Raw genomic sequence first — 26,118 nt, 5'->3', positions numbered from 1 at the left:
GCGCGACACCGGCTACTTCGACTCCTTGGCCGACCTGCCTCAGCGGCCGGGCGCCCCCTCGGGCGCGCTGTACGCCGGCTTCCGCTCGGCCGCGCCGGTGTCCGAGTCGGCCCGGCCGCGGCCCGGTGTCCACAGGAGGGCGCCGGACGCCAGGCCGAGCGCGGCGAGGAGCCACCAGACCCGGTGGAAGGAGTCGACGGCGTTGGCCGCGGTGGGAGTGCCGAGGACGGCGACGAAGAGGCTGATGCCGAGGACCGCGCCGAGCTGGCGCAGGCTCGCGTTGATCGCCGAGCCGAGCGCGAACCGTCCCGGTGGCAGCGCCTGGACGGCGGCTCCGGACTGGACGGGCAGGGTGAGCCCGACGCCGAGTCCGGTGAGCAGGGCCGCGGGCAGCCAGTGGGTGGTCCAGTGCGGGGTGGCGCCGGCGAGGACCGCGGTGAGGGTGAGCCCGGCCGTCCAGAAGAGGGCGCCGAACGTCAGTATCCGGCGTGCCCCGTGGGTGTGGGAGAGGCGGCTGGCGGTGCGGGCCACGGCGGTGACCACCAGCGGGCTCGGCGCGGTGGCGAGGGCGGCGCGCAGCACCGAGTAGTGCCACACCGTCTGCAGGAAGATGATGTTGCTCAGCAACATGCCGTAGAAGGCGGCCGCGAACAGCAGCGTCGCCGCGTTGACCAGCCGGAACTGCCGGACCCGGAAGAGCGCGAAGTCCATCACGGGCTGTGCGGTGGCGCGGTCGCGCAGGACGAAGGCCGGGAGCAGCAGCGCGGCGAGCACGAAGGCGCCGATCACCCGGGGGTCGGACCAGCCCCAGTTCGGTCCCTCGATGATGCCGAGGCTCAGCGCGGCGGGCGTCGCGGCGATCAGCAGGACGCCGAGCGGGTCGGGCAGGCCGTGGGCGTGCGGGTCGCGGGCCTCGCGCAGCAGACGCAGGCCGAAGAAGGCGATGACCGCGCAGATCGGCACGTTCACCAGGAAGATCCAGCGCCAGGAGGCGTACTGGGTCAGCAGGGCGCCCAGGGTGGGGCCGAGCGCGGCGGCCGCCGCGCCCATGGAGCCCCAGGTGCCTATCGCGACCGGCCGCCGGGCCGCCGGGAACTCCGGGAGGATCAGGGACAGCGAGGTCGGAGTGACCAGGGCGGCGAACGCCGCCTGCAGGGCCCGCCCCGCGATCAGCAGGCCGGCGTTCGGTGCCAGCCCGCACAGGGCGCTCATCGCCGCGAAGCCGGTGATGCCGATGAGGAAGACCCGCTTGCGCCCGTAGCGGTCGGCGAGCCGGCCGGCCGGGATGAGAACGGCTGCGAAGACCAGGCTGTAGGCGTTGAGCACCCACGCCAGGTGGCCGGCCGTGGCGTGGAAGCTGCGGCCGATGGTCTCGAAGGCGACATTGACGATCGTGGTGTCGAGGAACACCACGAACGCGCCGAGGCTGCTCAGCGCCAGCACCCGCAGCGCGTGCCGGCGGGCGGCCGCGTCCTGGGCCGGTTGCTCCGCCGTCGCCGGCCCGGCGGCGGAGGCCCCCTCGGATACGGCCATGGTCCCCCCTGGGTGAGTTTGATTTCCCTACCGACTGCCCGGGACGCTACCCCGGGTGGGTCGTGAAACACAACCAACCAGGGGTAACGTGGGGCGCATGGACGTACGACCGCAGCAGGCCGGGGAGTCGCAGACGGGCGGCACCGGGACCGCCGCCAAGCCGCTGACCTCGGTGATGGCAGGCATTCCGGTGGGCGTGCGGCCCTGCTCGATGGCCGCCGCACTGCAGATCGTCGGCGAGCGGTGGTCGCTGCTCGCGCTGCGGGAGATGTCCTACGGCGTGCATCGCTTCGCGAAGATCGCCGGCTACACGGGCGCACCGCGCGACATCCTTGCCGACCGGCTGCGCAAGCTCGAGGCGGCGGGCGTGATCGAGCGGCGGCAGTACAGTGAGCACCCGCCCCGCCACGAGTACCACCTGACGCAGGCGGGACAGGAGCTCTTCCCCGTCATGATCGGCCTGCTGCAATGGGGTGACAGGTGGGCGGTGGACACTCCTGCCGTCGCCTTCCGGCACGAGTGCGGTCACCCCCTGCGAATGAAGTCCGGGTGCGGGCACTGCGAGGGGGAGATCACCCCTGAGTCGCTCTTCCCGCAGTCGCCCGACGCGCACTCCTGACCCCAGCGTCCCGGCGTCCGGAGCCCGGGCTCGTCGCTCGGACGCGGCGGCGGCCCGCCCGTGCGGCCGCCGCTCCGCGTCCTCACCCAGCGGTACCCGCGGCCGTCATGCCGCCACCCGTCACAGCCGGGTCAGCGGCGCAGCCCGAGTGCCTCCCGTCCCGCGTAACGTGCCTGCGCGCCCAGTTCCTCCTCGATACGGAAGAGCTGGTTGTACTTGGCGGTGCGGTCCGAGCGGGACAGTGAGCCGGTCTTGATCTGGCCGCAGCCCGTGGCGACGGCGAGGTCGGCGATCGTCGTGTCCTCGGTCTCCCCGGAGCGGTGGGACATGACGACCGTGTACCCGGCCCGGTGGGCGGTGGCGACCGTGCCGAGGGTCTCGGTGAGGGTGCCGATCTGGTTGACCTTCACCAGGACGGAGTTGGCGATGCCGTCGCGGATACCGGCGCGCAGCAGCGTCTCGTTGGTGCAGAAGACGTCGTCGCCGGTGAGCTGGCAGCGGTCGCCGAGCCGGGCGGTCAGGTCACGCCAGCCGGCGTGGTCGTCCTCGGCCATCGGATCCTCGACGGAGGCAACGGGGTAGCGCTCGACGAGGGTGGCGAGGTAGTCGGCGTGTTCGGCGGGGGTACGGCGGACGCCCTCGCCCTGGTAGTCGTAGACGCCGCCGTGGAAGAACTCCGAGCTGGCCGGGTCCATGACGAGCGTGATGTCGGTGCCGGGCTTGTAACCGGTCTGCTCGATGGCGCGTACGACGAAGTCCAGGGCCTCGTCGGCGGTGCGCAGGTCGGGGGCGAAGCCGCCCTCGTCGCCGACGTTGACGCTGTGGCCGGCGGCGAGCAGGTTGCCGCGCAGGGTGTGGAAGACCTCCGAGCCCATACGGACCGCCTCGGCGAAGGTGGCCGCACCGACGGGCGCGATCATGAACTCCTGGAAGTCCAGCGGATTGTCGGCGTGGGCGCCGCCGTTGACGATGTTCATCATCGGCACCGGCAGCAGCCGGGCGTCGACTCCGCCGACGTAGCGGTACAGCGGCTGCCGGTGCGAGGCCGCGGCGGCCTTGGCGGTGGCCAGGGAGACGCCGAGCAGGGCGTTGGCGCCGAGTCGCGACTTGGTCTCCGTGCCGTCCAGCTCGATCATCGTGCGGTCGACGGTCGCCTGGTCCTCGGCGTCGAGCCCGGTCACGGCGTCCGCGATGCTCTCGTTCACCGTGTCGACGGCACGCCGCACCCCCTTGCCGTGGAAGCGGGACGGGTCGCCGTCGCGCAGTTCGACTGCTTCGCGGGCGCCGGTGGAGGCGCCGGAGGGGACGGCGGCTCTGCCCAGTGATCCGTCCCTGAGTTCCACGTCGACCTCGACGGTGGGGTTGCCCCGGCTGTCGATGATCTCGCGTGCGACGACCCGGCTGATGGCGGTCACGATGCACTCCTCACGCTGGGCCCGTGCGCTGTCGGGCCAGTAAGTTCCATCGAGAAACAAAGTAAGTCCCGAAAAGGAACTTACTATGGGTGCATGAGGATGCACAACGCTGACGAGACCTGCGGGACCGCCCAGGCCGCCATGGTCCTGGGGGACTGGTGGAACGTTCTGGTCCTGCGTGAGGTCGCCCGCGGCCATGTCCGCTTCGACGCGCTGGCCGCCGAGATCGGCCTGTCCCGCAAGGTGCTCACCGAGCGGCTGGGCAGGCTCGTCGCCCACGGTGTCCTGCACCGCAGCCTCTACCAACGGCGGCCGGTGCGTTACGAGTACCTGCTCACCGACGCCGGTGCCGGGCTGCTGCCGCTGCTCGTCGCGATGCAGGACTGGGGCGACCGCTGGGTGCTGGGCGACGGCAGCCTCACCGCGACGGCGGCGGCGGACGGCGCGGAACACGCCCGTGTCCACGCATTGGTCGGCGCCCGCCTGCCCGACGGCCTCGAACTGCCCGCCACCCGGGGCGCCGAGGTGCCCCTCGTCTCCCCGGACGCCCCGGCGACCGTGCTGTTCACCTACCCCGGCACCGGAGTCGAATGGGGCGATCCGCCGATCCCGGGTGCCGCCGGCTGCACGCTGGAGAACCGGCTCTTCCGGGACGCCTGGCCCGACTTCCGGAAGGCGGGCGTGGAGGTACGCGGGATCAGCACCCAACTCGTATACGAGCAGCAGGAGTTCGCCCGCGTCGAGGAGATCCCGTACCCCCTGCTCTCCGACGCCGGCCACCAACTGGCGGCGGCCCTGCGGCTGCCGACCTTCCGCGGCGCGGGCCGGCTGCGCCACAAGCGCCTGATCCTGGTCGTCGACGCCGAACGCACCGTACGGCACGCGCTGTTCCCGGTCGACGACATCCCGCACGCGGTCACGGAGACCCTGCGGCTGACGGCGAACCGCGCCCGCGCGACATGAACCGGACTCCGTCCTCGCCGAAGCGGCTCAGACGTCCGTCACCAGCAGCCGGAGTCGACCGGGCGCGCGGGTGGGGCTAGGGAGCCGTGGGTGTCGGTCCGTCGGCTTCCGCCTCCTGGTAGGAGTAGCGCTGCTGCTTCCAGGCGTCGGCGATGTTGTGGTAGCCCCGCTCCTCCCAGAAACCACGCCGGTCGGCGGTCATGTACTCGATGCCACGCAGCCACTTGGGGCTCTTGTAGCCGTACAGGTGGGGGACGACCAGGCGGAGCGGGAAGCCGTGTTCGGCGGTGAGGGGTTCGCCGTCGTGGTGGGTGGCCATGAGGGTGTGCGGCGAGGTGAAGTCGCACAGGCGCAGGTTGGCGGAGAAGCCGTACTCCGCCCAGGCCATGACGTGGGTGACCCCAGGCGCGGGCGGGACCCGGTCCAGGACGGTGGCGGCGGGGATGCCGTACCACTCGTGGCCGGTGGAGGTGGGGCCGCTCGCGCAGTGCAGGTCGGCGACGACCGTGACATGGGGGAGCGAGGCCAGGTCGTCGAAGTGCCACTCGTGGGTCTCGCCCGAGGCGGTGGCGCCGAAGACCCGCAGGTTCCAGCGTTCGGGGCGGAAGCGGGGGACCGGACCGTAGTGCGAGACCGGCCAGCCGTGCACCAGGCGCTGGCCGGGAGGGATCCGGCCGGCGGTCCCGGCCGTGCCTGCTCGGTCGCTCGCCATGCGGGTCCCCTCTCCTCGCCGGTGCCCTGGTCGCGGCTGCCTTCCCTGTGCAGGGTAGGCGCTCACGCGAGGTACGGCCGGACCGGGACGCGGCGAGTGTCCGCAGGTGGGCCCTTGTCGGAATACCGCCACGCTGCCCCGGCGCCGACGCCCGGAACGAGGAGGGCCCCGAGCGTGCGTACGCCGGCGGACACGGCGATGCGGCGGCCGGCCCGCGGCCGCACGGGTGTACTCGCCCGGCCCGTCACCGGGCAGGGCTTCCCCGGCCATGAACCGGACGTCGACGCCCCGGCCCCGCACATCCGCCGACCACCGGCTTCGCCCACGACGAGCCAAGGCCGGGGCAACGCGGACGGGCTTCGGCCGGGGTCATGCGGTCGCGAGGGACACTTCGGTCGACTTGATCAGGGCCACGACCGGCGATCCGGCCGTCAGGCCGAGGTCGGCGACCGCGTCCTTGGTGATCGCCGAGGTGAGCTCGCCCCCGTCGACGGTGACCTTGACCGTGGCCATCGCCCCGCCCACGGCGACATCGCTGACGGTGCCGGGCAGCCGGTTGCGGATGGACAGCCCCGTCACCGGGCCGGTGGCGAGGGCGACCTCGGTGGACTTCATCATGGCCCGGACGGCCGACCCCTCGGCGAGCCCCAGGTCCTTGACCGCCTCCAGGGTGATCGCGGCGGTGAGGTCCTGGCCGCCGTTCAGGCGTACCTTCACGGTCGCCATCACCTCGCCGGGGGTGACGGCGGTGACGGTACCGGGGATCTGGTTGCGGATGCTCAGGCTCATGACTAGGCGCCTCACAGAAACAGAGAAGGGGGAGGGGGACGGGGGAGAGGGACGGGGAATGGGGAATGGGGAATGGGATGAATTGCTGGGTTTTGCGTTGATCGTGAGTCCATAAACTAGCCCGCTTCGGCAACGTCCGTTGCGCCCCCTGTCTCATCCGCCGCCCGCGTGCCCGCCCGGCCCTGGCAAATCCGAAGACGCGGAGACAAATCCGAGAGGACGCGGAGAAGGAGCTCGACCAAGCCGCCCGCGGAGACGGCGGGCGAAGTCCAATCTGATTGACTCGGGAGTGCAGCCAAACTTACCTTCGCTGCTATGGCTCATGACGAACCCACACGGGCTTCCCGACTGCTGGACGCCCAGGCCAAGGCCGAGCGGCTCTTCGCCGAGATGGAGAAGCGGGGGCTGGTGGCGCCGGGCGAAGGAGAGCGGGCGGTCAGCGACCGCGTCCGTGACCTGGCGAACGACCTCTTCGGCACGACCCGGCACTGGCACAAGCGGATCGTGCGCTCGGGCCCGAACACCCTCAAGCCGTACCGGGAGAACCCGCCGGACCGCCTGATCGGGGCGGACGACATCGTGTTCGCCGACTTCGGGCCGATCTTCGAGGAGTACGAGGCCGACTTCGGGCGGACCTTCGTACTCGGCGACGACCCGGTCAAGCGACGGCTGCGCGACGACCTGCCGAAGGTCTTCGCCGCCGGCAAGCGGTTCTTCGAGGCCGATCCGGACATCACCGGGAAGCGGCTGTACGCCGAGGTGGAGCGGCTGGCCACCGAGGCCGGCTGGGAACTGGGCGGCTGGCACGCCGGCCACCTGGTCGGCGAGTTCCCGCACGAGAAGATCGACGGCGCGGACACCGAGTCGTACATCGCACCCGCCAACGACACGCCCCTGCGCCGCACCGACAAGGCGGGCCGTACCTGCCATTGGATCCTGGAGATCCATCTCATCGACCGGCAGCGGGAGTTCGGCGGCTTCTACGAGGAACTGCTCACGCTCTGAGTCGACTCGGGCGGTGTCGCCGAGCCCCGGCACCGCCCTGCCGCAGATCGTCGACGCCGAGCGCCCGCCGCTGCGGGTGCTGTTCGGCACCGCGCCCATCGGGATCCTCGCGCCCCTGTACGCCGAGCACCCGCAGACCCGGGGCGGCCGGCAGCACGTCTGCCGCACCGCAGGGCTGACCCGTTCCCGCGGCGGCGCGCGCCGCGCCGGACTACGACGACGGTTCGGCGGACCGGCCGGGCCACCGGGTGAAGCGGCTCAGCCCCCGCCGCGTCGGCTTGAGCGGCTTGTCCTCGGGAGCGACCGGCCCCTGCCCCGCGGTCACGGCCGGAACCGCGGCCGATGCCGGTACGGACCGGCCGCCTCGGCCGAGCCGGCTCCGGACGGCCTGGGCCATGGCCTGATGGGACGGTTCCAGCAACAGGCCCTCCGTCGACAGGTGCTCCCACATGTGCAGCAGCTCCTGTCCCCGGGTGGCCACCTGGCCCTCGTCGATCAGCCGCTGCCATGCCGCGGTGGCGCGGGCCACCTCGGGCGCCGCCCGGTTCAGATCGGTGCGGCAGCGGATGCGCGCGACGGTCAGCGCGAGGACGGTGGAGAGCATGTAGTCGCCGCGCTGGTAGGCGAGGTACGCCTCGATCGCCCGTGCTTCCAGCGAGAGTTCGTCCTCCGCGCCCCTGCGCAGCGTGAGGTGTTCGCGCAGCGCGCTGGCGAGGACGAACGCGGCGTGCAGCTCCTCGCGCTGCGCGTGCTGGATGATCCGCTCGACGCGGGCGAGCGGCGGGAACGACTCCTCCTCCGCGGCCGTGCGCTCGCGCCCGGGCGGCAGGTCCTCCTCGTCGGCGATGGTCCGGCTGGAGCCGTCGGGATACACCCGCAGCCGTGCCACCTGCTGCACGGTCCGGTCGATGACGGTGGCCGCCACCGGTGCCCGCAGGGTGCGGGCGAACATGGCGATGGCGTCGAGTATCGCCTCGTTGGGCGGCCGGGTGCCGCCCATCTCCAGCAGATGGCCGTTGACCACCGTCGACCCGTCCTCGGCCACATAGGCGTCGAGCCGGATCAGCGGCGGTGCGCTGAGCGCGGGCAGGTTTCCCCCGTCACGGGGGGTCAGCGAGTAGGTCATCCGTTCAGACTCCGGGTCGGACGACACCGACGATGGGCATGGAGGCGGCCGGCGCGATCGTGACCGTGCGTCCGGGACGCGGGGCGTGCACGATCCGCCCGCCCCCTATGTACATGCCCACGTGCGTGGCGTCGTAGTAGATGATCAGGTCCCCGGGCTGCACGGAGGCCAGGCCGACCCGGGTCAGCCCCTGCCACTGCGCCTGCGAGGTACGGGGTATGGGGTGCCCGGCCGCGGCCCAGGCCGTGGAGGTGAGTCCCGAGCAGTCGTACGACGAGGGGCCCACGGCGCCCCACACGTACGGTTTGCCGATCTGCGCCATCGCGAATTCGACGGCCTTCCCGGCCGCCCCGCTCGCCTTCGTCCCGCCGCTGCCCGAGCCGGTACCGGTCGAGGTGCCGCCGGAATCGGGGCCCGTCCACCTGGACCTGGCCTCCTGCGCCTCCTTCTTCTCCAACTGGGCCAGCTTGCGGGTCTGTTCCTTCTTGAGTCCCGCCTCGATCCGCTCGGCCTCGGCGATCTTCTTCTCGATCTTCCCCTTGGCCTCGGCCTTGTCCGCGCGGCTGCTTCTCAGCTCCCGCAGTTTCCCGGCGGCGGCGTCGGTCTGCCGGTCCAGCTCCGCGCGGGCGCTCTGCTGCGTCTCGGAGACGTTGACCAGGTTCCGCATGGCCTGGCGGGCCTGGGAGGCCTCGTCGAGGGCCTGGTCGGGGTGGTCGCCGAGTAGCAACTGGATGCCTGTGGCGTCGAGATTGCCCCCGCGGTACTGCGTCCGGGCGGCCACACCCACGAGGGCGTGCAGCTCGTCCAGCCGGCTCTGGGTGCGAGCCAGGTCCTTGTGGAGCGACGCCAGCCGTTTCTCCTGCGCTGCCGCCTTCACGTTCGCGGTGTCGTACGCCTCGGTGGCCACCTCCGCCTGGCGGTAGAGGCCGTTCAGCTCGTTGTGGATGTCCTCGATCGACTGGTCGTTCCGTGGAACGGGTGTGCCCGGGGCCGCATAACTCGGGCCGGGTAACAGCGTGATCGCACAGACGAGGGCTGCTATGGCGGCACGGCCGCGCAGCCGTCTGCCGCCGGTCGACACGTTCATCGGCTCCATTTTCAGAGGTCGCGTGCAGGCGGCTCGGACGGGTGACTTGCCCATCGCGGTTGCCACCGCGGTTCTCGCGGAGGACAGTTCGAGCCTCGAACACACTACCTCCCCCTGAACGGCAGCCTCCCGTATCCCCACACGTGTCGCAAACAGCACACAGTGTCTGATCGGGTGCCGGCCGCCCTGCAGTCACTCCCGGAGCCCCGGGATCTCAACGACTCAACCCGCAACTGGTTGCCGGGGCAGGGGAGGAGGGAGACGCGAAGATGAACACCGCCACCGGCAGTAAGCCTTGGCCTGCGTCGGCGAGGTCCTACCGGATCTTCCAACGGTCGTCGGAGCCGCTCGGCCGACGCGGGCCGAAAGGGAGGGTGCCTGTCGTGGGATTACCCCTGTATCTCCGGCCACGACTGGAACCACCGCTCAGTTCACCGCTGGACGCCGGGCCGTTCCTGCACGCACTCGTCGACGCACTCGGTCCGCCGCTCAACGTGCTGCTGCCGGACCGGATCGCCGAGAACGCCGAGCGGTTCCGGGCCGTCTGCCGCGCGCACCACCTCGCCGGGCGGGTGTACTTCGCGCACAAGGCGAACCGGTCCAGCGCGCTGGTGCGGCGGCGGGCTGCCCCGGCTGTCCGGGTTCAGCCCAGCGCGTCCATCAGGGCGGTGACGTAGGCGTCCAGCCGCTTCTCCACGGCCCCTGTCGTCAGTTCCGTCCTTCCCGCCTCCCGCCACGGCCGGGCCGCCCACGGCACAGCCGCCGCGAACGCCAGAGCGTCCAGCAGCCGCCAGTACAACCGCTCGTTTGCGGTCGCGGCCAGCACCCCACCGGCCTCCTCGTACGCCTCCGCGAACCGCAGACCCCACGTCGGGCCGTGCAGCAGCGCCAGATTGGTGGAGCAGTGCGCCACATCGAGGTCCGCCGGCCCCCAGGAGGTCTGCACCCAGTCGACGACCCCGGTGATCCGGGGACCCGCCGGGCTCACGTCGAACAGCACGTTGCCGGGGTGGAAGTCCCGGTGCAGGAACCGCCCCTCGTAGGGTGGCGCAGGCCCGCGGATCACGTCGGCCGCCGCGGCCCAGGCCACCGCGTCGGCGCCGTCGGGAGGGACGACGGCGTCGGCGGTCGTCCATGCCTCGTACGTCCGGGGACGCTCGGCAGGTCTCAGCGCGTGAATGGCCACAAGCTGACGGGCCAGCAGGGGCAGGCGCGTGTCCAGTCCCTGGTCGTCAAGGACCGTCCGGCCCGCCAGATGTGTCATCAGGAGCGACGGATACTCGCACTGCGCGGCGGTGGGATCGACCGCGACCGGTCCGGGAACCGGCACGCGGGTCCCCGCGAGGAAGGTGAGGGCGCCGGTCTCCCGGTTCAGCAGGTCCTCGGCGTGCTCCACCAAGGACGGGTCGACGAAGGTCCGCAGCACCAGGTCGCGGGTGGCTCCGTGCTGCGTGCCGATGGTCAGCCGCCGCATTTCGGCGGTGATGCCACCGTGCAGCGCCCGGGTTCTGACGATCCGTTCACCGGCTTCCAGCTGCCGGCCCACCCAAGCCAGGGCCAACGGCCGGACGGCCCCCGCCGCATCGTGGTCACTCACCCGGCCGGCCGTCCCATGCGCAGCGAACCGTTCCTTCCGTCGACGTCCGGTGACCTTCGACGAACCGGTAGGCGTTCTTCGCGGCGAACCACAACGGCAGCGTGAGCGCACCCAAGCACCCGATCAGCACCGCTCGTTGCCACCACTTGAGCCCCGCCATCAGATCGGCGCTCCACGACGACGGGCCATGCCCCTGCACCTCGCTCTCCGTGCTCCCCCGGCCCGTTCGCTCCTGCCCACAGGAGGCACGGTGAAGGCCGCGTTCTTCCTGGGTGCGCCAGTGCCGGCCTCCAAGCGCCGGCCACACCGGAGCTCACATGCCGGCGTCCACCACTCCTGTCGGGGTCTGCTTCGGCCGGGTGGCCATGGCCCCCAGTGTCTCGAAGGCGGTCGCCGTCGGGCTGGCCGGTTCGGCCTGGTAGACCACCAGCTGCTGGTGCGGGGCCCCGTTGACGGTGAAAGCCGCGAACCTGATGTGCAGGTCCCCGACCTGGGGGTGCTTCAGGTGCTTGCCCTCCTGGGACTTGCCCTTGACGTCGTGCAGTTGCCAGAGCGCGGCGAACTCGGCGCTCCGGGCTGACAGTTCCGCCACGACCTCGGCGATGCGGGCGGAATCGGGGTCGTGGCCGTAGGCGGCCCTGATCTCGGCGACGCAGGAGTGCGCGGCCCGCTCCCACTCCTGGTAGAAGTCGCGCCCCGCCGGGTCGACGAACACCATCCGGGCGAGGTTGTCGAACTCCTCGAAACCGCTGTGCAGGGCCGCGGCCAGGGAGTTGGCCGCCATGATGTCGAGGGTCGGCCCGACGACGAAGGCCGGGGTGTGCTCCCACCCGTCCATCAGCTGCAACAACTGCGGGCTGACGTCGGCCACACTCCAGTCGCGCGGACGCTGCGAGGCGGCGAGGCAGAGGCGGTTGAGATGGTCGGTGGACTCCGCGTCCAGCTTCAGCGCTCGCGCCACGGCATCGAGGACCTGCGGGGACGGGCTGTTCTCGCGGCCCTGTTCCAGCCTGATGTAGTAGTCGGAACTGACTCCGGCGAGCAGCGCGACTTCCTCTCTGCGCAGTCCCGGCACCCGACGCCGCCCGTGTTCGGGCAGACCGACGTCGTGCGGCTTCAGGGCTTCTCTGCGGGCTCGGAGAAAATCACCCAAAGGCGTCCCATTGCTCATGCGGCAAGACTAGATGGATTTCGCCCCGTGCGAAGTACAGGGCGTCCGGTATCACGTGAGGTCGCGCGTTCGTCGCGGAGGGTGATTCCGTGCCGGGGGTGCCGGAGAGGGAAGGCGAGCGAGACGTAAGGCGATGGTCCGGCATCACCGTGCGCCGTGGAGTTCGTAATCCTGGGTGTAATGCACCCACCGTCGGCGGGACTATTCCGGGCGTTCCCCGCCTAGCCTCGATGGCATGGACAACGACACGCACCTCGGCTCGGTGGAAGGGCTGGGTCGGTTTCTCCGCGCCCGCAGAGAACGCCTGAGCCCCCTGGCGGCGGGGCTGCCCGCCGCCGGTCGGCGACGCGTGCCCGGGCTGCGGCGCGACGAGGTCGCGACGCTCGCGGGGGTCAGCCTGAGCTACTACAGCCGGCTGGAACAGGGCCGTGAGGACAGTCCGTCGCCCCGGGTCCTCGAGGCCATGGCCCGGGTGCTGCAACTCGGGGACGAGGACAAGCGGGAACTCTTCCGGCTGGCCCAGCCGGCGGCCCGCCGTACGAAGGCGCCCGCCCGGGTCGAGCGGGTCCGGCCGCACCTGCGCCGGCTGATCGAGAGCTGGACCACGACACCTGCCTTCATCATCGGGCACGCCCAGGACCTGCTGGCCACCAACGCACTGGCCGACGCCCTCTACCGCGACTTCGCGGAGCACGACAACGTCCTGCGCATGCTCTTCCTGGACCCCGCCGCGAAGACCTTCTACCGCAGCCCGGAACGGGCCAGGCACCGGGCGGTCGCCGACCTCCGGCAGACCGCCGCGAGCACCCCGGAGGACCCCCGCATCCTGGAGCTGGTCGGAGAGCTGTCGGTGCGCAGCGGCGGGTTCCGCGCGCTGTGGGCACGCGAGTACACCAGGGTCCCGCCCTACGAGATCAAGCAGGTGTACCACTCCGTCGTGGGAGACCTGGAGCTGCGGCACGAGGCCCTGAACATCCGCAGCGTCCCGGGACAGCAGCTCGTCATCCTGCAGGCCGAGCCGGGCTCCCCGTCCGCCGACGGACTGGCCCTGCTGGGCTCCGTCGGCGCGCCCGAGGTGCCGCACCAGCAGGACCCCGCACACGGCACCTGAGCCTCATCCTGGGTGTAGGACTCCCAGGAAAACGGCTGCCTTCATATCGGCGCGGAGGAGGGACAGACTCGAATACGTCAACAAGAAATCCCCCTCGGGGGAAATCGACGAAAGAGGTTTTCCCCATGGCTACGTGGTTTGTCACCGGCGCCTCCCGCGGAATCGGCGCGGAAATCGCCCGTGCGGCTCTGGCAGGCGGCAACAATGTCGTGGTCGCCGTGCGAAATCCGGAACGTGTACCGGACGATCTGAAGAGTTCCGACAAGGTGTTCGCGGTCGCCCTGGACGTCACGGACAACGACACCATCCCGAGTGCGGTCGACGCGGCCGTGGAGCGGTTCGGCGGCATCGACGTCCTGGTGAACAACGCCGGCCGCGGTCTGCTCGGCGCGCTGGAAGAGATCAGCGACGCGGAGGCCCGGTCGCTGTTCGACCTCAATGTCTTCGGCCTGATCAACGTCACCCGCGCGGTGCTGCCCGTGATGCGCAAGCAGGGCTCGGGCCGGCTGGTGCACATCGGGTCCCGCTCCGGCTTCGAGGGCGAGCCGGGCGTCAGCCTGTACTCCGCCTCGAAGTTCGCCGTCGCCGGCATCAGCGAAGCGCTCTCCGCCGAAATGGCGCCGTTCGGCATCCAGTCGATGGTCGTCGAGCCGGGCGTCTTCCGCACCGACTTCCTGGACGCCAGCTCCCTGTCGGTCGCCGGGAACCGCATCAGCGACTACGACGACACCCCCGCGCACGTGACGCTCGACTGGATCGACCAGGCCAACCACGCCCAGCTCGGCGACCCCGTCAAGGGCGCCGCCCTCATCGTCGAGGTGGCCTCCACCGAGAAGCTCCCGACCCATCTCTACCTGGGGCGCGACACCCTGGAGCGGCTCGACGTCAAGTACCGCCAGGTGCAGGACGACCTCGCCCCGTGGCGCGAGAAGTCCGCGGCCACCGCGCACGACGACGCCGCCTGACGCTCCGCCGGGTGCCCGATGCGTCCGGGCACCCGCACGCCGGCCCGGCTCTCCCCCCACCGCACGGGCCGACGCCTTCAAAACCCTCTGCCTTCCGAACCCCACGATCAAAGAGATCGAGGTTTTGTGATGTCCGCTGCCCTGCTCACCGGTACCCCCCTCACCGGCCGTGTCGCCGTCGTCTCCGGCGCCTCCAGCGGCATGGGCGCCGTCACCGCCGAGCGCCTCGCCGAACTCGGCGCCACCGTGGTGGTACTCGCCCGTCGCAAGGAGCGCCTGGACAGCGGGGGAGAACAGCGCGGTGCTGTTCTCCCCCGGCACGCCTCCGTCGCTGGAGAGGAGCCGGGCGGACCGCAGGCCCGGCGGCACCTCTGAGGCTCCTCAAGTCGCTTGGTGTGCGCAGGACATGGCCGTCAGGCTGAGCCTCATGACAGGAATCACGGGACTGAGCAAGAAGAACACCTTCGTGCTGGCCATCCGGGACGCGGACGTGGTCGCGGCGGCCCTGCGCCGGGCACTGGCGGAGGCCTCGCCGGAGGAACGCCCGGGCCTGGAACGCGCGGTCGCCCTCGTGGAGTCCACCGCCTCCGCCACCGAGACCGGGCTGCGCGCCCGCTGGGTCCGTGGCCGGCTGGCGGCCGTCGGTTTCACCGGGGACATCACCTCGGTCGCCGCGGTGAAGGCGCTGCGACAGGCGGAGCCGGGGCTGAGCCTGCTCGCGGCGGTGCAGCTGCAGAGGGAGGCGGCGGCGCACCCCGAGTGAATCCGGCAGCCCGCCCCGCGCCCGGGCGGGCTGCCGGAGGCGCCGTACCGCTCAGGGGGTGAGGTAGCAGCCCTTCCGGACGCCCGGCAGCGGGTCGGCGCCGCCGAACGCCGCCGTCGTGCAACCGGTTCCGCCGGTGAACGTCCGGTAGACGAAGGTGCCCCGCGCGCCGTAGGCCACAGTGCGCTGCCCGCCGAAGGCGCATGTCCCGGTCTCGTCCGAGCAGTTCGTGGCGTACCCGGCCGGCCCGCCGGTGGCGGTGTAGCACGCTTTCGACTCGCCGGGGATCGGGTCGCCGAACGTCGCGTCGGTGCAAGGGGTGTCGCCGGTGGCCCTGAGCGTCGTGAACGCTCCGAACGCGCCGTACGCCACCGGCTGTCCGGCGGCGGCCGCGCAGGTGCCGTTCTGGTCCGCGCACCTGGTCCAGCCGCCGGCCGGTGCTCCGGCGGACGGCAGGTAGCAGGACTTGGCGACACCGTCGACGGGATCGCCGAAGTGGGCGTTGGAGCAGGTGACGGAACCGTTGGTGACCTGGTGCGCGAAGTCGCCGTTCGCGCCGTAGACGACGTCACGGTTGTAGCCGGGCACGGCGCAGGTGCCGCCCTCGGCCGCGCAGACGGTGTAGCCCGGCGGGCCGCCCGCGTCGGCGACGTAGCAGGACTTCAGGAGATTCGGCGCCGGGTCGCCGCCGAAGGAGTCGCTGGTGCAGGCGGTGCTGCCGGTCACCGTCTTGTACGTGTACGTCCCGGCGCCGTAGGCCACCGAACGGGTGCCGCTGAAGGAGCAGCTGCCGCCCTCGCCCGCGCACCGGGTGTAGCCCGCGCGCAGTGCACCGGTGGTGGCCGGGTCGGTGGATGCGGCCGGGTCGCCGAGGCCGGTGGCGGTCACGGTGTAGCTGCCCGGCGCGACGCCGGTGAGGTAGACGTAGGTGTCGTCCTGACTCGCGCCGGTGATGCCGGAGGCGGGCGTGAAGGATCCGCCGCGCCAGACGACGGTGCCGTTCACGGAGACCGAGACGTCGCCGCCGCCGAGCTTCGGGACGCCGATCCGGCCGCTGGTGCCGGACGGGCTGGTCAGCTGCGCCGAGTAGGTGCCGGCGGCGGGGTCGCGGGACCAGGACGCGCTGACGGCGCCCTGGGGCAGGGTGATGCGGCCCTCGGCGCTGGTCAGGTCGCCGGGGTGCGGGACGAAGCGGTAGGCGCCGGCCGCCGACTCGGGTGCGGTGCCCAGCACGTCGAAGGTGAGCGTGGAGGTGGGCGCGGTGGACCAGCCGTGGGCCAGGCTCATGAACGAACCGCCGTAGGCGAGACCGCCGTCGGCCTTGACGCCTTCCCAGAAGGTGCTCCTCGTGCCGATGTCGCTGTCGAGCATGTGCCCCCAGGTGCGGCGGATCTGGTCCAGGGCGGTGTGGTCGTCGTTCGCCGTGAAGCGGGCGTTGAGTTCCATGCCGCCCGCGAAGGGCGAGACGTTGCCGCCCCATTCGGGGGTGGTGGGACCGTACGCGCCCCAGTTCTTCCCGAGCCCCGCGAGGACGCTCTTCGCCTTGGCCGCGGAATCGGTCAACCCGTACCAGACGGCCAGGGAGTTGCCGTCCTGCGGGTACAGGCCGCTGGTGGGATTGTCCTTGTACATGCCCTTCACGGCGTCCCACAGACGGGAGTTGGCCGCGGCCTTGATCGCGGCCGCCTCGCCGGTCCAGCTCGCGGCGAGCGCTGTGTCGCCCTCGGCCGTGGCCAGGGTCGCGCCACCCTTGAGCGCCGCGTACAGCAGCGCGTTGGCGGAGATGTTCTCACCGCCCTGGCCGACCCGGGCCCAGTCCTGGGTACGGGTCACGTCGAGCAGGCCGTTGCCGTCGATCTTGTTGGTGATGAAGGCCATCCCGCGCTTGTAGTCGGCCCACTCCGAGTCCAGCCACGCCCGGTCGGCGGTGTACGTGTAGTACGTCGACGTGCCCAGCAGCGTCCAGGTGTGGTAGGTGTCCGAGCCGGTGAGGTTGAACGGCGGCCCCGACCAGGGGATTTCGCCCGCAGCCGACTGCGCGTCGTACATCGTCGTGAGTGCGTTACGGGTCGAGGTGAGATCGCCCGAGTACGCGTACTGCGTGGGTACGGCGATGCCCATGTCGCCGGGCCACACCGTGCGGTCGCGCTTGGCGCCGTCGACCAGGACGGAGTCACCCACGCCGACGGTCGCGCCGTTGTCCCACGCGGAGGACGGTGGGGGCCAGGCCCGGCCCTGGTTCGAGGCGATCGTGTCGAGCTGCACCGTGTAGGCCCCGGCGTACCAGATGCGGTTGAGCAGGTCGTCGCTGGAGTGGAAGTAGTTGGGGTAGTCGGCCGGGTCGGACTTCCCGGGCGCGGCCGTGAAGCCGAGGCTGACGCCCTTGAGGTCGACCCAGCCCGAGGTGTCGAGGAAGACGGTCAGGTAGCGGAAGCCGCCCCGGAGTTGGGTGGTGGGCACCGTATAGCTTCCGCCCGGTGAGGCCGTGGCGTAGAGGGCCCCGTCCTCGCCGTCGCGGCCGCTGCTGCGGTCGCTGTTGTTGCCGGCGTACAGGGACGACTCGCTGAAGGCCAGGCCGACCCGTTGACCGCTGTCGCTGGCACTCCCGAAGGACAACGTTGTCACACCGCCGACCTCCTTGCCGAAGTCGAGCGTGACGGCCGACTGGGAGCCGGAGATCCGGGTCGGCTGTCCGCTCAGTACGTTCTGCGGGTTCGCGACGCTGCCGGACGTCCGATGGACGGCGGTCGGCCTGACGGTGCGTGAGGTCGGCGAGTAGTTCAGCGGGTCGACCGCCGCCGCCCGGGCGCCCGCCGGGAACATCGCGGCGGATGCCGGTGCGCCGGTGCCGGCGGCCGAGGCCGGGCCCGCGGTGAGCGTGGCGGCCGCGACGACGGCGAGGCAGAGCAGATGATGCCGGCCCGGCGGTCTGTTCAGCGGGGAGCGACGGCGCATGGAGACCTCCTGGGTGGGGGGCGCGGGTGCCTGGATGCAGTCTCTGAAACGATTCAAATCCGTGCCGCGCGAAGCCCGTTGTCTGTGATGGCAGTTGGACGCACGAGGAGCCTCGCCGAAGTTCCACCGATGATGGGCGCCGCGAAACGGGGTGTCAACCCGTCGCGGCCACCCCTCGACTCCCGTGGAACAGAGCTTCCTTTCGGCATTGACAGGACCCCGCCAAGCCGGTTCACTGCCTCGCAGACAGGTATGGACCAGTGCTCGAATCCGGCCCGGCTCGGCAGAGCCCAAGCCCCCGTCACGCGCGTCGACCGTCGTCCCCCATCGTGAAATCGAGGCGAGTCCCGGTGTCCTCACGCAGTTCAGACATCGTTGTCATAAGACGCCTTCTCGGCATCCTGCTGGCGGCCGCGCTCGCGTTCGCCGCCCTGGTCCCGGCCGCGCCCCCCGCGTCCGCCGCGTCCGCCGCGACCCAGGTCTGCGTACTGGCCTGTGACACGCTCGATCCCTCGCGGGCCCGGCAGGAGACCTTCCCGGTACCGGACAAGGACCTCAACGGCCGCCGCCTGGAACTGCACGTGTCCGACGCGGACGACATGGCGTGGGCCAGCATCGACGACGGCGTCACCGGGGATTCGGTGTGGCTGGACCGCTCCTGGGACGGCGGCGCCACCTGGGAGGGACTGCTCGGCAAGGCGAGCATCCCGGGCACCTGGACCGGCACCAGGACGCTGATGTACAACATCACCGACCCCCGCGACCACCGCCGGGGGCTCGTCCGGGCCTGCGGTGACGCGGCAGGCGTGGGCTGTACGAACTGGGTCTATCCCACTGTCTGCGACACCCTCTGCGACGGCACGGGCGCGGGCCAGGCGGCCGGCGACGACCAGCCGGTACCGTCCACCACCCTCTACGGCCGCGCGATCCGGCTGCACGTCGACCAGCGGAACTCGATGGCCTGGGCGAGCATCGACACGGGTGGCGGCGGTGACGAGATCTGGCTCGACCGCTCCTGGGACGGCGGCTCGACCTGGCCGGACGGTTCCTCCCTCGGCCGTACCAGCACCCCGTCCGGAGCCACCGGCACCCGTACCGCGATGTACGCCACCCGTGACCCGCGCGGCCTCCTCTACGGCGGCGCGGTCCGCGCCTGCGGGCGGGAGGCGAGCCACAACGAGGGCAGCTGCACCGCCTGGGTCAGGCCCGCGCCGACCCGGGCGCGCGCGGCGGCGGACGCGCTGATGACGTCCTACGACCCCTACAACGGCTGGTGGCCGAGCAGTTGGTGGAACTCGGCGGCCTCGCTCACCTCCCTCATCGACTTCGCGAGGACCACCGGCACGCACGACTACGACTGGGTCGTCGCGCGCACCTTCGACCAGAACAAGGGCGTCTTCGCCGCCGGGGTGCGCAGCTCGGACGCGATCGAGGGCGACTTCATCAGCCGGTCCATCGACGACTCGGGCTGGTGGGCGATCGCCTGGATCGACGCGTACGACTACACCCACGACTCGCGCTATCTCGACGAGGCCGTCACCATCGCCAACTATGTCCAGCAGTACTGGGACACCGGCACCTGTGGCGGTGGCGTGTGGTGGGACCGTGAGCGGACCTACAAGAACGCGGTGACCAACGGGCAGTACCTGTGGCTGACCACCGCACTGCACCAGCGCATCCCGGGCGACACCGTGTGGCTCCAGCGGGCGAGGACGTCCGCCGCCTGGTACCGGGCCAGCGGGATGATCGACTCGTCGGGTCTGGTGAACGACGGTCTGACCTCGTCGTGCGCCAACAACGGCTCCACCGTGTGGAGTTACAACCAGGGGCTGGCCATCGGCGGCTTCACCGAACTGTGGAGGTCCACCGGGGACAGCTCGCTGCTGACCACCGCGCGTACCCTGGCCGACGCCGCGGTCAGCCGTCCGGCGCTGACGGTCGGCGGAGTGCTCACCGAGTCCTGCGACGTCGGCTCGGCCTCCTGCGACGACAACCAGAAGCAGTTCAAGGGCATCTTCATGCGGAACTTCGCCGACCTGGCGACCGCCACCGGCTCCAGCACCTACCGGAGTTACGTGCAGAAGCAGGCGGACACCCTGTGGGCACAGGACCGGACCTCCCTCAACTCCCTCGGCGAGCGCTGGGCCGGCACCAGCCCGAACCAGACCGACTGGCGGACCCAGGCCAGTGCCCTCGGAGCGCTCACCGCCGCCGGGTGAGGACGGAACCGGTCGGCGCCGGGGCGTACTTTCGGGCCTGGCCGCAGAAACCGCTGCGCCAGCTCCGGCAGGGCGTGCAGCGCGGCACTGCTCATACGGCAGCGGACGAGGGTGAGTTCGGCGGCCCTGCCGGTGTCCTCGGGGAAACGGGCCCGGCGGACCACGGCCGGCAGCGTGGGGCCGAGGACGAAGGCGACGGGCCAGCCGTAGCCCAGCGCATGGGCCACGGCCGCGACGGCGACGGCGGTGGCGAGGACCAGCCCGGTGGACTGCAGGGCGATGCTGCGGAAGTTGTCGCGGATCTCGCGTACCGAGGAGGTGAGCGCCTCCCCGTACAGCAGGGCGGGCACAAAGAGGAACAGGACCACCTCGGGGGACAGCGCGAACGAGGCGAAGGGCGGCGTCAGACCCGCCAGGCAGCCCGCGCCGAGCAGCGGAAGCGGTTCGCTCAGGCCGGTACGACGCGACAGCCAGCCCATCAGGAGCACACCGACGGCGATCAGTTCCAGGCTTGCCATGGCGGATTCCCTTCGCTGTGCGTACGTCCGGGGCCGAGCGGCCTGGGGCCGCGCGAGGGGGCGGGGGGCTTTCAGAGGGGCGGGGTGTTCAGCACGTACTCGCGCGAGGCGTGCACCTCGGAGCGCAGGGCGGCCAGGTTGACGTCGAGGACCTGTCCGTCCCACTTGCGGGGCTCGCCGTTGACGAGGACGGCGCTGATGTTGCGGGCGTCGGAGCCCAGCACGATCGTGCCGATCGGGTCGTTGAGGGGCATGTTGTTGAGGTCCTCGGCCCGGATGACCAGCAGGTCGGCCTTCTTGCCCGGGGTGAGTGAACCGGTGACACCGGCCTGGCCGTTGGTGCGGGCGCCCTGGAGGGTGGCGAAGTCGAGGACGTCGTGGGTGGTGATGCGGGAGGGCTGCCGGTCGGTGCCGTAGGCGGCGTTGACCGCGCGCATCCGCTGGATGGCGTGCAGGGCCCGCATCTGGGTGAACATGTCGCCGGCCAGGGCGACTTCGACGTCGATGCTCAGTCCGGGGCGGATGCCGACGGACAGCGCCTCGTCGACTGCGGGGACCGCGGTCTCCAGGCCGATCTGGGCGTCCGAGGTCGGCGCGAGGGCCACGGTGGTGCCGGACTCGCCCATCGCCTGCCACGCCTCGGGGGTCAGCCCGGTGGAGTGGATGAGGGTGAGGTCGGGTCCGAGGACGCCGTCCTTGGCCCAGCGCAGGACCGCGTCGGAGGAGGCGGTGCCGAAGACGGCGTCCACGCTGACCCCGATGCCCAGTTCCCGGGCGGCACGGGCGAGTTCGGGGCCGTAGGCGAGGGCGGGCCCGGCGATCTCGTCGGTGGCCAGGGCCGCCAGGCGCAGGGTGAGCAACTGGTCGTCGCTGCTGAAGTAGCGGTCCTTGAGGCGGGTGAGGTCGCCGGGCCACTGCCGGTCCCAGTCGCCGAAGTGCGGGCCCATGGAGGCGTGCACACCGCGGATGCCTGTGTCGAGCAGCGCCTGGACGGCGGCGTCGGAGTGTTCGCGGGTACGGGAGTTGTGGGAGAAGTCGAGCATGGTCGTGATGCCGTTGTCGATCGCGGTCAGGGCGGCCAGTCTGGTGCCGATGTACATGTCCTGGGGCCGGTAGACCGTGGCGTACCCGGCCAGGGTGGCCCTCACATAGCCGCCGAGGTCGTCGACGTCCGGCATGATCCGGCGCAACTGGGCCTCCCAGGCGTGCCGGTGGGTGTCGACGAAGCCGGGGGCGAGGATCGTGCCGGTGGCGTCGACGACCACGGCGTCGGCCGCGTCGAGGCGGCGGCCGACGGCGGTGATCGTGTCGCCCTCGACGAGGAGGTCGCCGCCGTCGAGGACACCGAGAGCGGGGTCCATGGTGACGACGGTCGCGCCGGTGAACAGGATGCGCCGCCGGTCGGCGGGCCGGCGCCGGAGCTCTTCGAGTACGGCGGCGCTGCTGGTGTCGTCGAGGTTCATGACGGGTCTTCTTTCGGTACGGGGGAGGGGGGCCGGGAAGAGGGCGGGGGAGGACAAGGGGAGGAAAGGGAGGTCAGCCGAGCTTCATGACGTAGCCCGCGTGGTGGAGTTCGTCGCCCCGGAACTCGCCGTAGGCCCAGAAGCCGAGGTCGTCCAGGTAGTCGATACGGTCGCCGTCGACCCAGTACCGGCCCTCGTAGGCGTGCGGGCGGCCGCCCCGGGTCTCGTCGTACCGCCGTCGGCGGTGAGTTAATGCCCGGATCCTGACCACGGACCGGTTGATCGGGGCCATGGTCGGCGCCGACATCGGATCTCGCCGAGGGTCTCGGGGTTCCAGCTCACGGTGTCGGCGTCGGTGAGGGTGATGGTCATCGCGTGCTCCTCGATGGAGTCGCCTCGTCGGTGCGTGCGCTGCGGGAGTGAGCGTCGACGCGGGTCCGAGGCGCGTGTCCGGCGGCCGGGGAAGCCGCCTGACCATCAGGTTCGTCGCGCGGCGGAACCGGAACCAGGCCGCCTTGTCCCCAGGTGTCGGGCACCCACGATCCGGCCGGCTCGCGATGGTGGGTGCGCGGTACCCAGGAAGCCCTCACCTGGGAATACGGCGGCCTGGTCGCCACCGGCCGCCGGGCCGATCGTAGAAGCATGACCAGCGACGACACGCCCCGCGACCCGCACCCGTACGTCGGCATGTGGGTGACCGGCGACGGATTCATCCGCCAGGAACTGCTGCCGAACGGCCGCTACGACGAAGCCCGCGGCAACCGCCCGAGCGCCTACACCGGCAGCTACACCGTCACCGGCAACCACCTCGACTACGTCGACGACACCGGCTTCACCGCCACGGGTGACGTCCGTGACGGCGTTCTCCACCACGAGCACCTGGTGCTCTACCGCGAGGGCGGCAGTCCGCACGGCTCCGTCGACGAGGGATAGCCGAAGACCCGGTCGCGGCTCTCGTGCCGACGGTGCGCTTCGTGGCGCTGCGGGCGGACAGGCATTCCCGGGCCGAGACATCGGAGCTGAGCGAGAACGCCGCTGCCTGGGCAGGCGAACTGCCCGGTCTGGATCTCACGCCTTTCCTTGTTTCCGCCGGGATCCTGCGCCTCGCGCAGCAGGTCGAGCAGGCCTTCACGGCCCTTGCGCGAAGCAGCGGTATCGGGCCCGGCGACCTCCGCGTGCTCCTGGCGCTTCGCAGGTCCCCACCGCAGTACGCGATGAGCCCGACGGCGTTGTTCAGGCGACTGATGATCACTTCTGGAGCGGTCAGCAAGCAGGTCGACCGCCTAGCCGAGCTGGGGCTGGTCGAACGCGTACCGGATCCCGAGGTCCTGCGCGGGGTGCTGATCAGCCTTCGGCCGGCCGGGCGCACGATCGCGGAGAACGCGATGCGCCGGATCGCGACGTCCTTCTGCGGCCTGGAGCACCTGAGTGCCGCCGAGGCGAGCCGGGTGATCGACGTGCTCGGCGGCTTGCAGCGGACGATGGACGCGGCCGCCACCACGGAGCAGACATGACGGGCGTGGGAGGGAGGTCATGTTGCCACTCGACGTTCCCTTTGCCGTGAACGCGACCTCGATGCCGCACTCGACGGTCTGGGAAGACATCGAGAACGTGGCCGCGGTCCACGACCTAGCCGCCTCTCCGCACGGCAACCCGCTGCCCTACTAACCGGAGCAGGTACGCCGCTCTCGGCGAGGACGGAGAGCGAGCGGGGTCTTCGTCAGGATCTGGGGGTGATGATCGACGGCCCGGCCGGCTCACCCCTGGAACTCGGTGAGATCGATGCTGTGAACGCGCAGTGGATAGCCGTACACCGGGTGCGCCGTCTCTCGTTCCGGCACCATGCCGAGCTTGCGGATGACGTTCTCGGAGGCGTCGTCACCGAGACGGCTGATGCTGATGACGCGGTCGAGGCCACGGTCCTGGAGCGCGAATTCCAGCGTGGCCTGGGCGGCTTCGGATGCGTACCCCTGGCCCCAGAACTGTGAGCCGAGCCGCCAGTTGATCGCCACGGCGGGCAGTACCTCCGGCAGGAACTCGGGCACGGACAGACCCGTGAGGCCGGCGAGCTCACCCGAGGCCAGCAGTTCGACGGCGAAGAGCCCGAAGCCTTCCTCGTCCCACTCCTCCTCCCACTGCTCGATGGCTTCCGCGGTCTGGTCCAGGTCGCGCACCGAGCCGTCGTCGATCCAGCGCATGACCCGGGGGTCCGCGTGGATGTCCGCCATGGGCGCGAGGTCGTCGTCATGCCAGCGACGGAGGAGAAGGCGGGGGGTACGGATCTCGGTCATGGCCCTCATCCTGCCGAAGGCGACGGCCTCATGGGTAATCGACACCCACCCCTGCTGCCGCTCCGGGACGGCCCTGACCTCGGATTTCACCGAGGCTTCGGACGGGGGAGAAGGCCGGCGCAAGGTGTCCGACGCGAGCGGCACCTGGTCCACGCGGTGTTCGCGACCGACGATCCGAACGCAAGGTCGGTTTCCCGCCAGCCCGCGGTGCTGGTGTCGGCGATGCTCGACGTCATGAACCGACTTGACGGAAACACGGCCCTGATCACGGGCGGCAGCCGGGGCATCGGTGCCGCTGTGGCGTTACGGCTGGCCGAAGAAGGCGCCGATGTCGTCCTGACCTATGAGAACAGCGCGGAACGCGCCACCCGGGTGGTGGAGCGGATCAAGGCGAGAGGGCGCCGGGCACTGGCCATCCAGGCCGACAGCGCCGTCCCCGGGGCACTCACCGCCGCGGTGGACGAGGCGGCCGCGATGTTCGGCGGACTCGACATCCTGGTCAACAATGCCGCGGTCTTCCTCGTCGGCCCGCTCGAGGACCTGGGGCCGGCAGAGATCGATCGGACCCTGGCGGTGAACGTCCGGGCGCCGTTCGCGGCGTCCCAGGCGGCAGCGCGCCACATGGGCCGGGGCGGCCGCATCATCAGCATCGGCAGCAATGTCGCCGAGCGTGCGGTCTTCCCCGGACTGGCGCTGTACTCGATGAGCAAGACGGCGCTGATCGGGATGACGAAGGGCCTGGCCCGAGAACTCGGTCCGCGTGGAGTCACCGTCAACCTGGTGCATCCCGGCCCCACCGACACGGACACCAACCCTGCTGACGGGCCGAACGCCGAGGCGATCGCCGGCTTCACGGCTGTGGGCCGCTATGCGGAACCCGCCGAGATCGCGTCCACCGTCGCCCACCTGGCGAGTGCGGACGGCGCGTACATCACCGGAGCCTCGATCCATGTCGACGGCGGCTTCACCGCCTGACCCGCGCCGGTCGAATTGACGCGGACGCCACCAGGTCACAGCCCGGCGCTGCCGCCGCCGACGAAAAATCGACGAACCCACCGGAAAGACCACGAAACCGAACCGGGGTACTAGCCGATACCCAGGACGGGCAGGCACTCCTCGACGCCGGTCAGCTCGATGTCGTCCCGGCGGATCCGCTCCCACGTGTCCCGAGTGAGCCGCCACCGCTGGATGCGCGCGGGCTCACCGCGGCGGGTGTCCCAGTCCGTCCCGTTCGGTTCGTAGCCCAGGCCACGGGAAACACGGTTGGACGCTTCGTTGTCGACGAAGGCGTCGCTGCCGGCTTCGCGTGCGCCCAGCCCGGCGAAGGCCAACTGCAGGACCGCCGATCTCATCTCCTTGCCGAGCCCCTGTCCGCGGCTGCCGGGGGCCAGCCACGAGAAGCTGGACACCGTGCCGAACCGCGTGAAGTCCTTGCCGATGAGGTCCTGCATGCCGACCGGTTCGCCGTCGACGAGCACGGCGAAGTACAGCCGCCACGAATCCGGGCGCACGCGGGCGCGGCCGGCCCAGATGGCGCGCAGCCATCGCCATTCCCTTTCGGGGCTGTCGGCGTAGAACGAGATCGGGTCGTCGAACGGCCACGGTTCGGCGTCGGCGACCCCGGCCCGCACGTGCGGCACGAGACGTTCCAGCAGCTCGTCTGAGGCGCCGGCCAGCGTCAGGCGCGGTGTGCGGACTTCGACGTTCAGCGGGGGATAGGTATGGTCCACGACCGGACGGTAGCCAGCCTGCCCGGCCGCCGCATCCGGATTTCCCCAGGGGCCAGGGGCATGCCCCACCGCGTCGCCCGGCCGGG

The 26,118-nt window shown here is 71.2% G+C and carries 25 protein-coding genes and 3 pseudogenes; 13 read left to right on the top strand and 15 right to left on the bottom strand.

The features are described from left to right. Positions 1-39: 39 nt before the first annotated feature. On the bottom strand, positions 40-1,533 hold the full coding sequence (locus ACZ4N4_RS10175; protein ID WP_467586524.1) for an MFS transporter: 1,494 nt from the start codon (positions 1,531-1,533) through the stop codon (positions 40-42). Positions 1,534-1,630: 97 nt separating this feature from the next. Here ACZ4N4_RS10175 and ACZ4N4_RS10170 point away from each other — a divergent pair, with 97 nt between their 5' ends. Further along, on the top strand, positions 1,631-2,152 hold the full coding sequence (locus tag ACZ4N4_RS10170; RefSeq protein ID WP_467586521.1) for a winged helix-turn-helix transcriptional regulator: 522 nt from the start codon (positions 1,631-1,633) through the stop codon (positions 2,150-2,152). 131 nt (positions 2,153-2,283) lie between these two features. Here the strand turns inward: ACZ4N4_RS10170 and eno are convergent, their stop codons facing one another. After that, on the bottom strand, positions 2,284-3,567 hold the full coding sequence (gene eno, locus ACZ4N4_RS10165; RefSeq protein WP_467586518.1) for a phosphopyruvate hydratase: 1,284 nt from the start codon (positions 3,565-3,567) through the stop codon (positions 2,284-2,286). A gap of 93 nt (positions 3,568-3,660) precedes the next feature. Here eno and ACZ4N4_RS10160 point away from each other — a divergent pair, with 93 nt between their 5' ends. Beyond that, entirely contained in the window at positions 3,661-4,530 is an 870-nt protein-coding gene (locus ACZ4N4_RS10160) for a winged helix-turn-helix transcriptional regulator (protein ID WP_467586515.1), read from the top strand. A gap of 76 nt (positions 4,531-4,606) precedes the next feature. Here ACZ4N4_RS10160 and ACZ4N4_RS10155 read toward each other — a convergent pair whose 3' ends face one another. Continuing rightward, positions 4,607-5,242: a molybdopterin-dependent oxidoreductase gene (locus ACZ4N4_RS10155; RefSeq protein WP_467586512.1), complete on the bottom strand. Its 636-nt coding sequence runs from the start codon at positions 5,240-5,242 to the stop codon at positions 4,607-4,609. A gap of 369 nt (positions 5,243-5,611) precedes the next feature. Further along, a complete protein-coding gene (locus ACZ4N4_RS10150; RefSeq protein ID WP_467586509.1) occupies positions 5,612-6,031 on the bottom strand; it encodes a TOBE domain-containing protein in 420 nt (139 codons plus the stop codon). A 315-nt stretch (positions 6,032-6,346) separates the two neighbouring features. Here ACZ4N4_RS10150 and ACZ4N4_RS10145 point away from each other — a divergent pair, with 315 nt between their 5' ends. Beyond that, positions 6,347-7,036 (top strand): M24 family metallopeptidase, encoded by a 690-nt coding sequence (locus ACZ4N4_RS10145; protein WP_453569219.1) that lies wholly within the window; start codon positions 6,347-6,349, stop codon positions 7,034-7,036. A gap of 211 nt (positions 7,037-7,247) precedes the next feature. Here the strand turns inward: ACZ4N4_RS10145 and ACZ4N4_RS10140 are convergent, their stop codons facing one another. Together ACZ4N4_RS10140 and ACZ4N4_RS10135 are read right to left on the bottom strand one after the other, a co-directional pair. Next, complete coding sequence (locus ACZ4N4_RS10140; protein ID WP_453569221.1) at positions 7,248-8,162, bottom strand: hypothetical protein; 915 nt, start codon at positions 8,160-8,162, stop codon at positions 7,248-7,250. 4 nt (positions 8,163-8,166) lie between these two features. Beyond that, on the bottom strand, positions 8,167-9,249 hold the full coding sequence (locus ACZ4N4_RS10135) for a C40 family peptidase (RefSeq protein WP_453569223.1): 1,083 nt from the start codon (positions 9,247-9,249) through the stop codon (positions 8,167-8,169). Between the two features lie 383 nt (positions 9,250-9,632). Between ACZ4N4_RS10135 and ACZ4N4_RS10130 the strand changes: the two are divergent. After that, positions 9,633-9,878, top strand: a pseudogene (locus tag ACZ4N4_RS10130) (Y4yA family PLP-dependent enzyme); the annotation flags it as partial. A gap of 14 nt (positions 9,879-9,892) precedes the next feature. Here the strand turns inward: ACZ4N4_RS10130 and ACZ4N4_RS10125 are convergent. From ACZ4N4_RS10125 to ACZ4N4_RS10115, 3 genes are all read right to left on the bottom strand, one after another. Beyond that, positions 9,893-10,846, bottom strand: coding sequence for a phosphotransferase family protein (locus ACZ4N4_RS10125; RefSeq protein ID WP_467586504.1), 954 nt, complete (start codon positions 10,844-10,846; stop codon positions 9,893-9,895). Beyond that, a complete protein-coding gene (locus ACZ4N4_RS10120) occupies positions 10,839-11,006 on the bottom strand; it encodes a hypothetical protein (protein WP_467586501.1) in 168 nt (55 codons plus the stop codon). The genes ACZ4N4_RS10125 and ACZ4N4_RS10120 overlap by 8 nt, the downstream gene beginning before the upstream one ends. A 153-nt stretch (positions 11,007-11,159) precedes the next feature. Then, positions 11,160-12,017, bottom strand: coding sequence for a helix-turn-helix transcriptional regulator (locus ACZ4N4_RS10115; protein WP_467586498.1), 858 nt, complete (start codon positions 12,015-12,017; stop codon positions 11,160-11,162). A gap of 235 nt (positions 12,018-12,252) precedes the next feature. On the opposite strand from ACZ4N4_RS10115, the gene ACZ4N4_RS10110 reads away from it, so the two are divergent. The 4 genes from ACZ4N4_RS10110 (at position 12,253) to ACZ4N4_RS10095 (ending at position 14,856) form a co-directional block, all read left to right on the top strand. Next, positions 12,253-13,128: a helix-turn-helix transcriptional regulator gene (locus tag ACZ4N4_RS10110; RefSeq protein WP_467586495.1), complete on the top strand. Its 876-nt coding sequence runs from the start codon at positions 12,253-12,255 to the stop codon at positions 13,126-13,128. A 125-nt stretch (positions 13,129-13,253) separates the two neighbouring features. Then, on the top strand, positions 13,254-14,093 hold the full coding sequence (locus ACZ4N4_RS10105) for an SDR family NAD(P)-dependent oxidoreductase (protein WP_453569231.1): 840 nt from the start codon (positions 13,254-13,256) through the stop codon (positions 14,091-14,093). A 129-nt stretch (positions 14,094-14,222) separates the two neighbouring features. Continuing rightward, positions 14,223-14,468: an SDR family NAD(P)-dependent oxidoreductase gene (locus ACZ4N4_RS10100; RefSeq protein WP_467586492.1), complete on the top strand. Its 246-nt coding sequence runs from the start codon at positions 14,223-14,225 to the stop codon at positions 14,466-14,468. Between the two features lie 52 nt (positions 14,469-14,520). Then, positions 14,521-14,856 carry a hypothetical protein gene (locus tag ACZ4N4_RS10095; RefSeq protein ID WP_467586488.1) on the top strand — a complete coding sequence of 112 codons (336 nt, stop codon included), beginning with the start codon at positions 14,521-14,523 and terminating at the stop codon, positions 14,854-14,856. A gap of 51 nt (positions 14,857-14,907) precedes the next feature. Here the strand turns inward: ACZ4N4_RS10095 and ACZ4N4_RS10090 are convergent, their stop codons facing one another. Then, positions 14,908-17,811 (bottom strand): alpha-L-rhamnosidase-related protein, encoded by a 2,904-nt coding sequence (locus ACZ4N4_RS10090; RefSeq protein WP_467586485.1) that lies wholly within the window; start codon positions 17,809-17,811, stop codon positions 14,908-14,910. 599 nt (positions 17,812-18,410) lie between these two features. Here ACZ4N4_RS10090 and ACZ4N4_RS10085 point away from each other — a divergent pair. Beyond that, positions 18,411-20,030 (top strand): glycoside hydrolase family 76 protein, encoded by a 1,620-nt coding sequence (locus ACZ4N4_RS10085; RefSeq protein ID WP_467587683.1) that lies wholly within the window; start codon positions 18,411-18,413, stop codon positions 20,028-20,030. Between the two features lie 182 nt (positions 20,031-20,212). Here ACZ4N4_RS10085 and ACZ4N4_RS10080 read toward each other — a convergent pair. The 3 genes and pseudogenes from ACZ4N4_RS10080 to ACZ4N4_RS10070 all read right to left on the bottom strand — a co-directional run. Further along, positions 20,213-20,509, bottom strand: a pseudogene (locus ACZ4N4_RS10080) (cation:proton antiporter domain-containing protein); the annotation flags it as partial. 110 nt (positions 20,510-20,619) lie between these two features. Then, the gene (locus ACZ4N4_RS10075; RefSeq protein ID WP_467586482.1) at positions 20,620-22,011 is read right to left on the bottom strand and encodes an amidohydrolase family protein; all 1,392 of its coding nucleotides are present in this window, start codon (positions 22,009-22,011) and stop codon (positions 20,620-20,622) included. 73 nt (positions 22,012-22,084) lie between these two features. Further along, positions 22,085-22,246, bottom strand: a pseudogene (locus tag ACZ4N4_RS10070) (Atu4866 domain-containing protein); the annotation flags it as partial. A gap of 407 nt (positions 22,247-22,653) precedes the next feature. Between ACZ4N4_RS10070 and ACZ4N4_RS10065 the strand changes: the two are divergent. The 3 genes from ACZ4N4_RS10065 to ACZ4N4_RS10055 are packed head-to-tail and all read left to right on the top strand — an operon-like array spanning position 22,654 to position 23,679. Continuing rightward, a complete protein-coding gene (locus ACZ4N4_RS10065; protein WP_467586479.1) occupies positions 22,654-22,944 on the top strand; it encodes an Atu4866 domain-containing protein in 291 nt (96 codons plus the stop codon). Positions 22,945-22,985: 41 nt separating this feature from the next. After that, positions 22,986-23,525, top strand: a complete 540-nt coding sequence (locus tag ACZ4N4_RS10060; protein ID WP_467586477.1) for a MarR family winged helix-turn-helix transcriptional regulator — start codon at positions 22,986-22,988, stop codon at positions 23,523-23,525. A 19-nt stretch (positions 23,526-23,544) separates the two neighbouring features. Continuing rightward, positions 23,545-23,679 carry a hypothetical protein gene (locus ACZ4N4_RS10055; protein ID WP_467586475.1) on the top strand — a complete coding sequence of 45 codons (135 nt, stop codon included), beginning with the start codon at positions 23,545-23,547 and terminating at the stop codon, positions 23,677-23,679. A gap of 89 nt (positions 23,680-23,768) precedes the next feature. On the opposite strand, the gene ACZ4N4_RS10050 is transcribed toward ACZ4N4_RS10055, so the two are convergent. Then, entirely contained in the window at positions 23,769-24,302 is a 534-nt protein-coding gene (locus ACZ4N4_RS10050) for a GNAT family N-acetyltransferase (protein ID WP_453569241.1), read from the bottom strand. Positions 24,303-24,536: 234 nt separating this feature from the next. On the opposite strand from ACZ4N4_RS10050, the gene ACZ4N4_RS10045 reads away from it, so the two are divergent. After that, the gene (locus ACZ4N4_RS10045) at positions 24,537-25,277 is read left to right on the top strand and encodes a 3-oxoacyl-ACP reductase family protein (RefSeq protein WP_467587680.1); all 741 of its coding nucleotides are present in this window, start codon (positions 24,537-24,539) and stop codon (positions 25,275-25,277) included. Between the two features lie 110 nt (positions 25,278-25,387). Here the strand turns inward: ACZ4N4_RS10045 and ACZ4N4_RS10040 are convergent, their stop codons facing one another. Further along, on the bottom strand, positions 25,388-26,032 hold the full coding sequence (locus tag ACZ4N4_RS10040) for a GNAT family N-acetyltransferase (RefSeq protein ID WP_453569247.1): 645 nt from the start codon (positions 26,030-26,032) through the stop codon (positions 25,388-25,390). Positions 26,033-26,118: the final 86 nt, after the last annotated feature.

The sequence above is a fragment of the Streptomyces sp. NPDC026538 genome (assembly GCF_055567535.1).
This window is presented reverse-complemented; position numbering and strand designations above follow the sequence as displayed.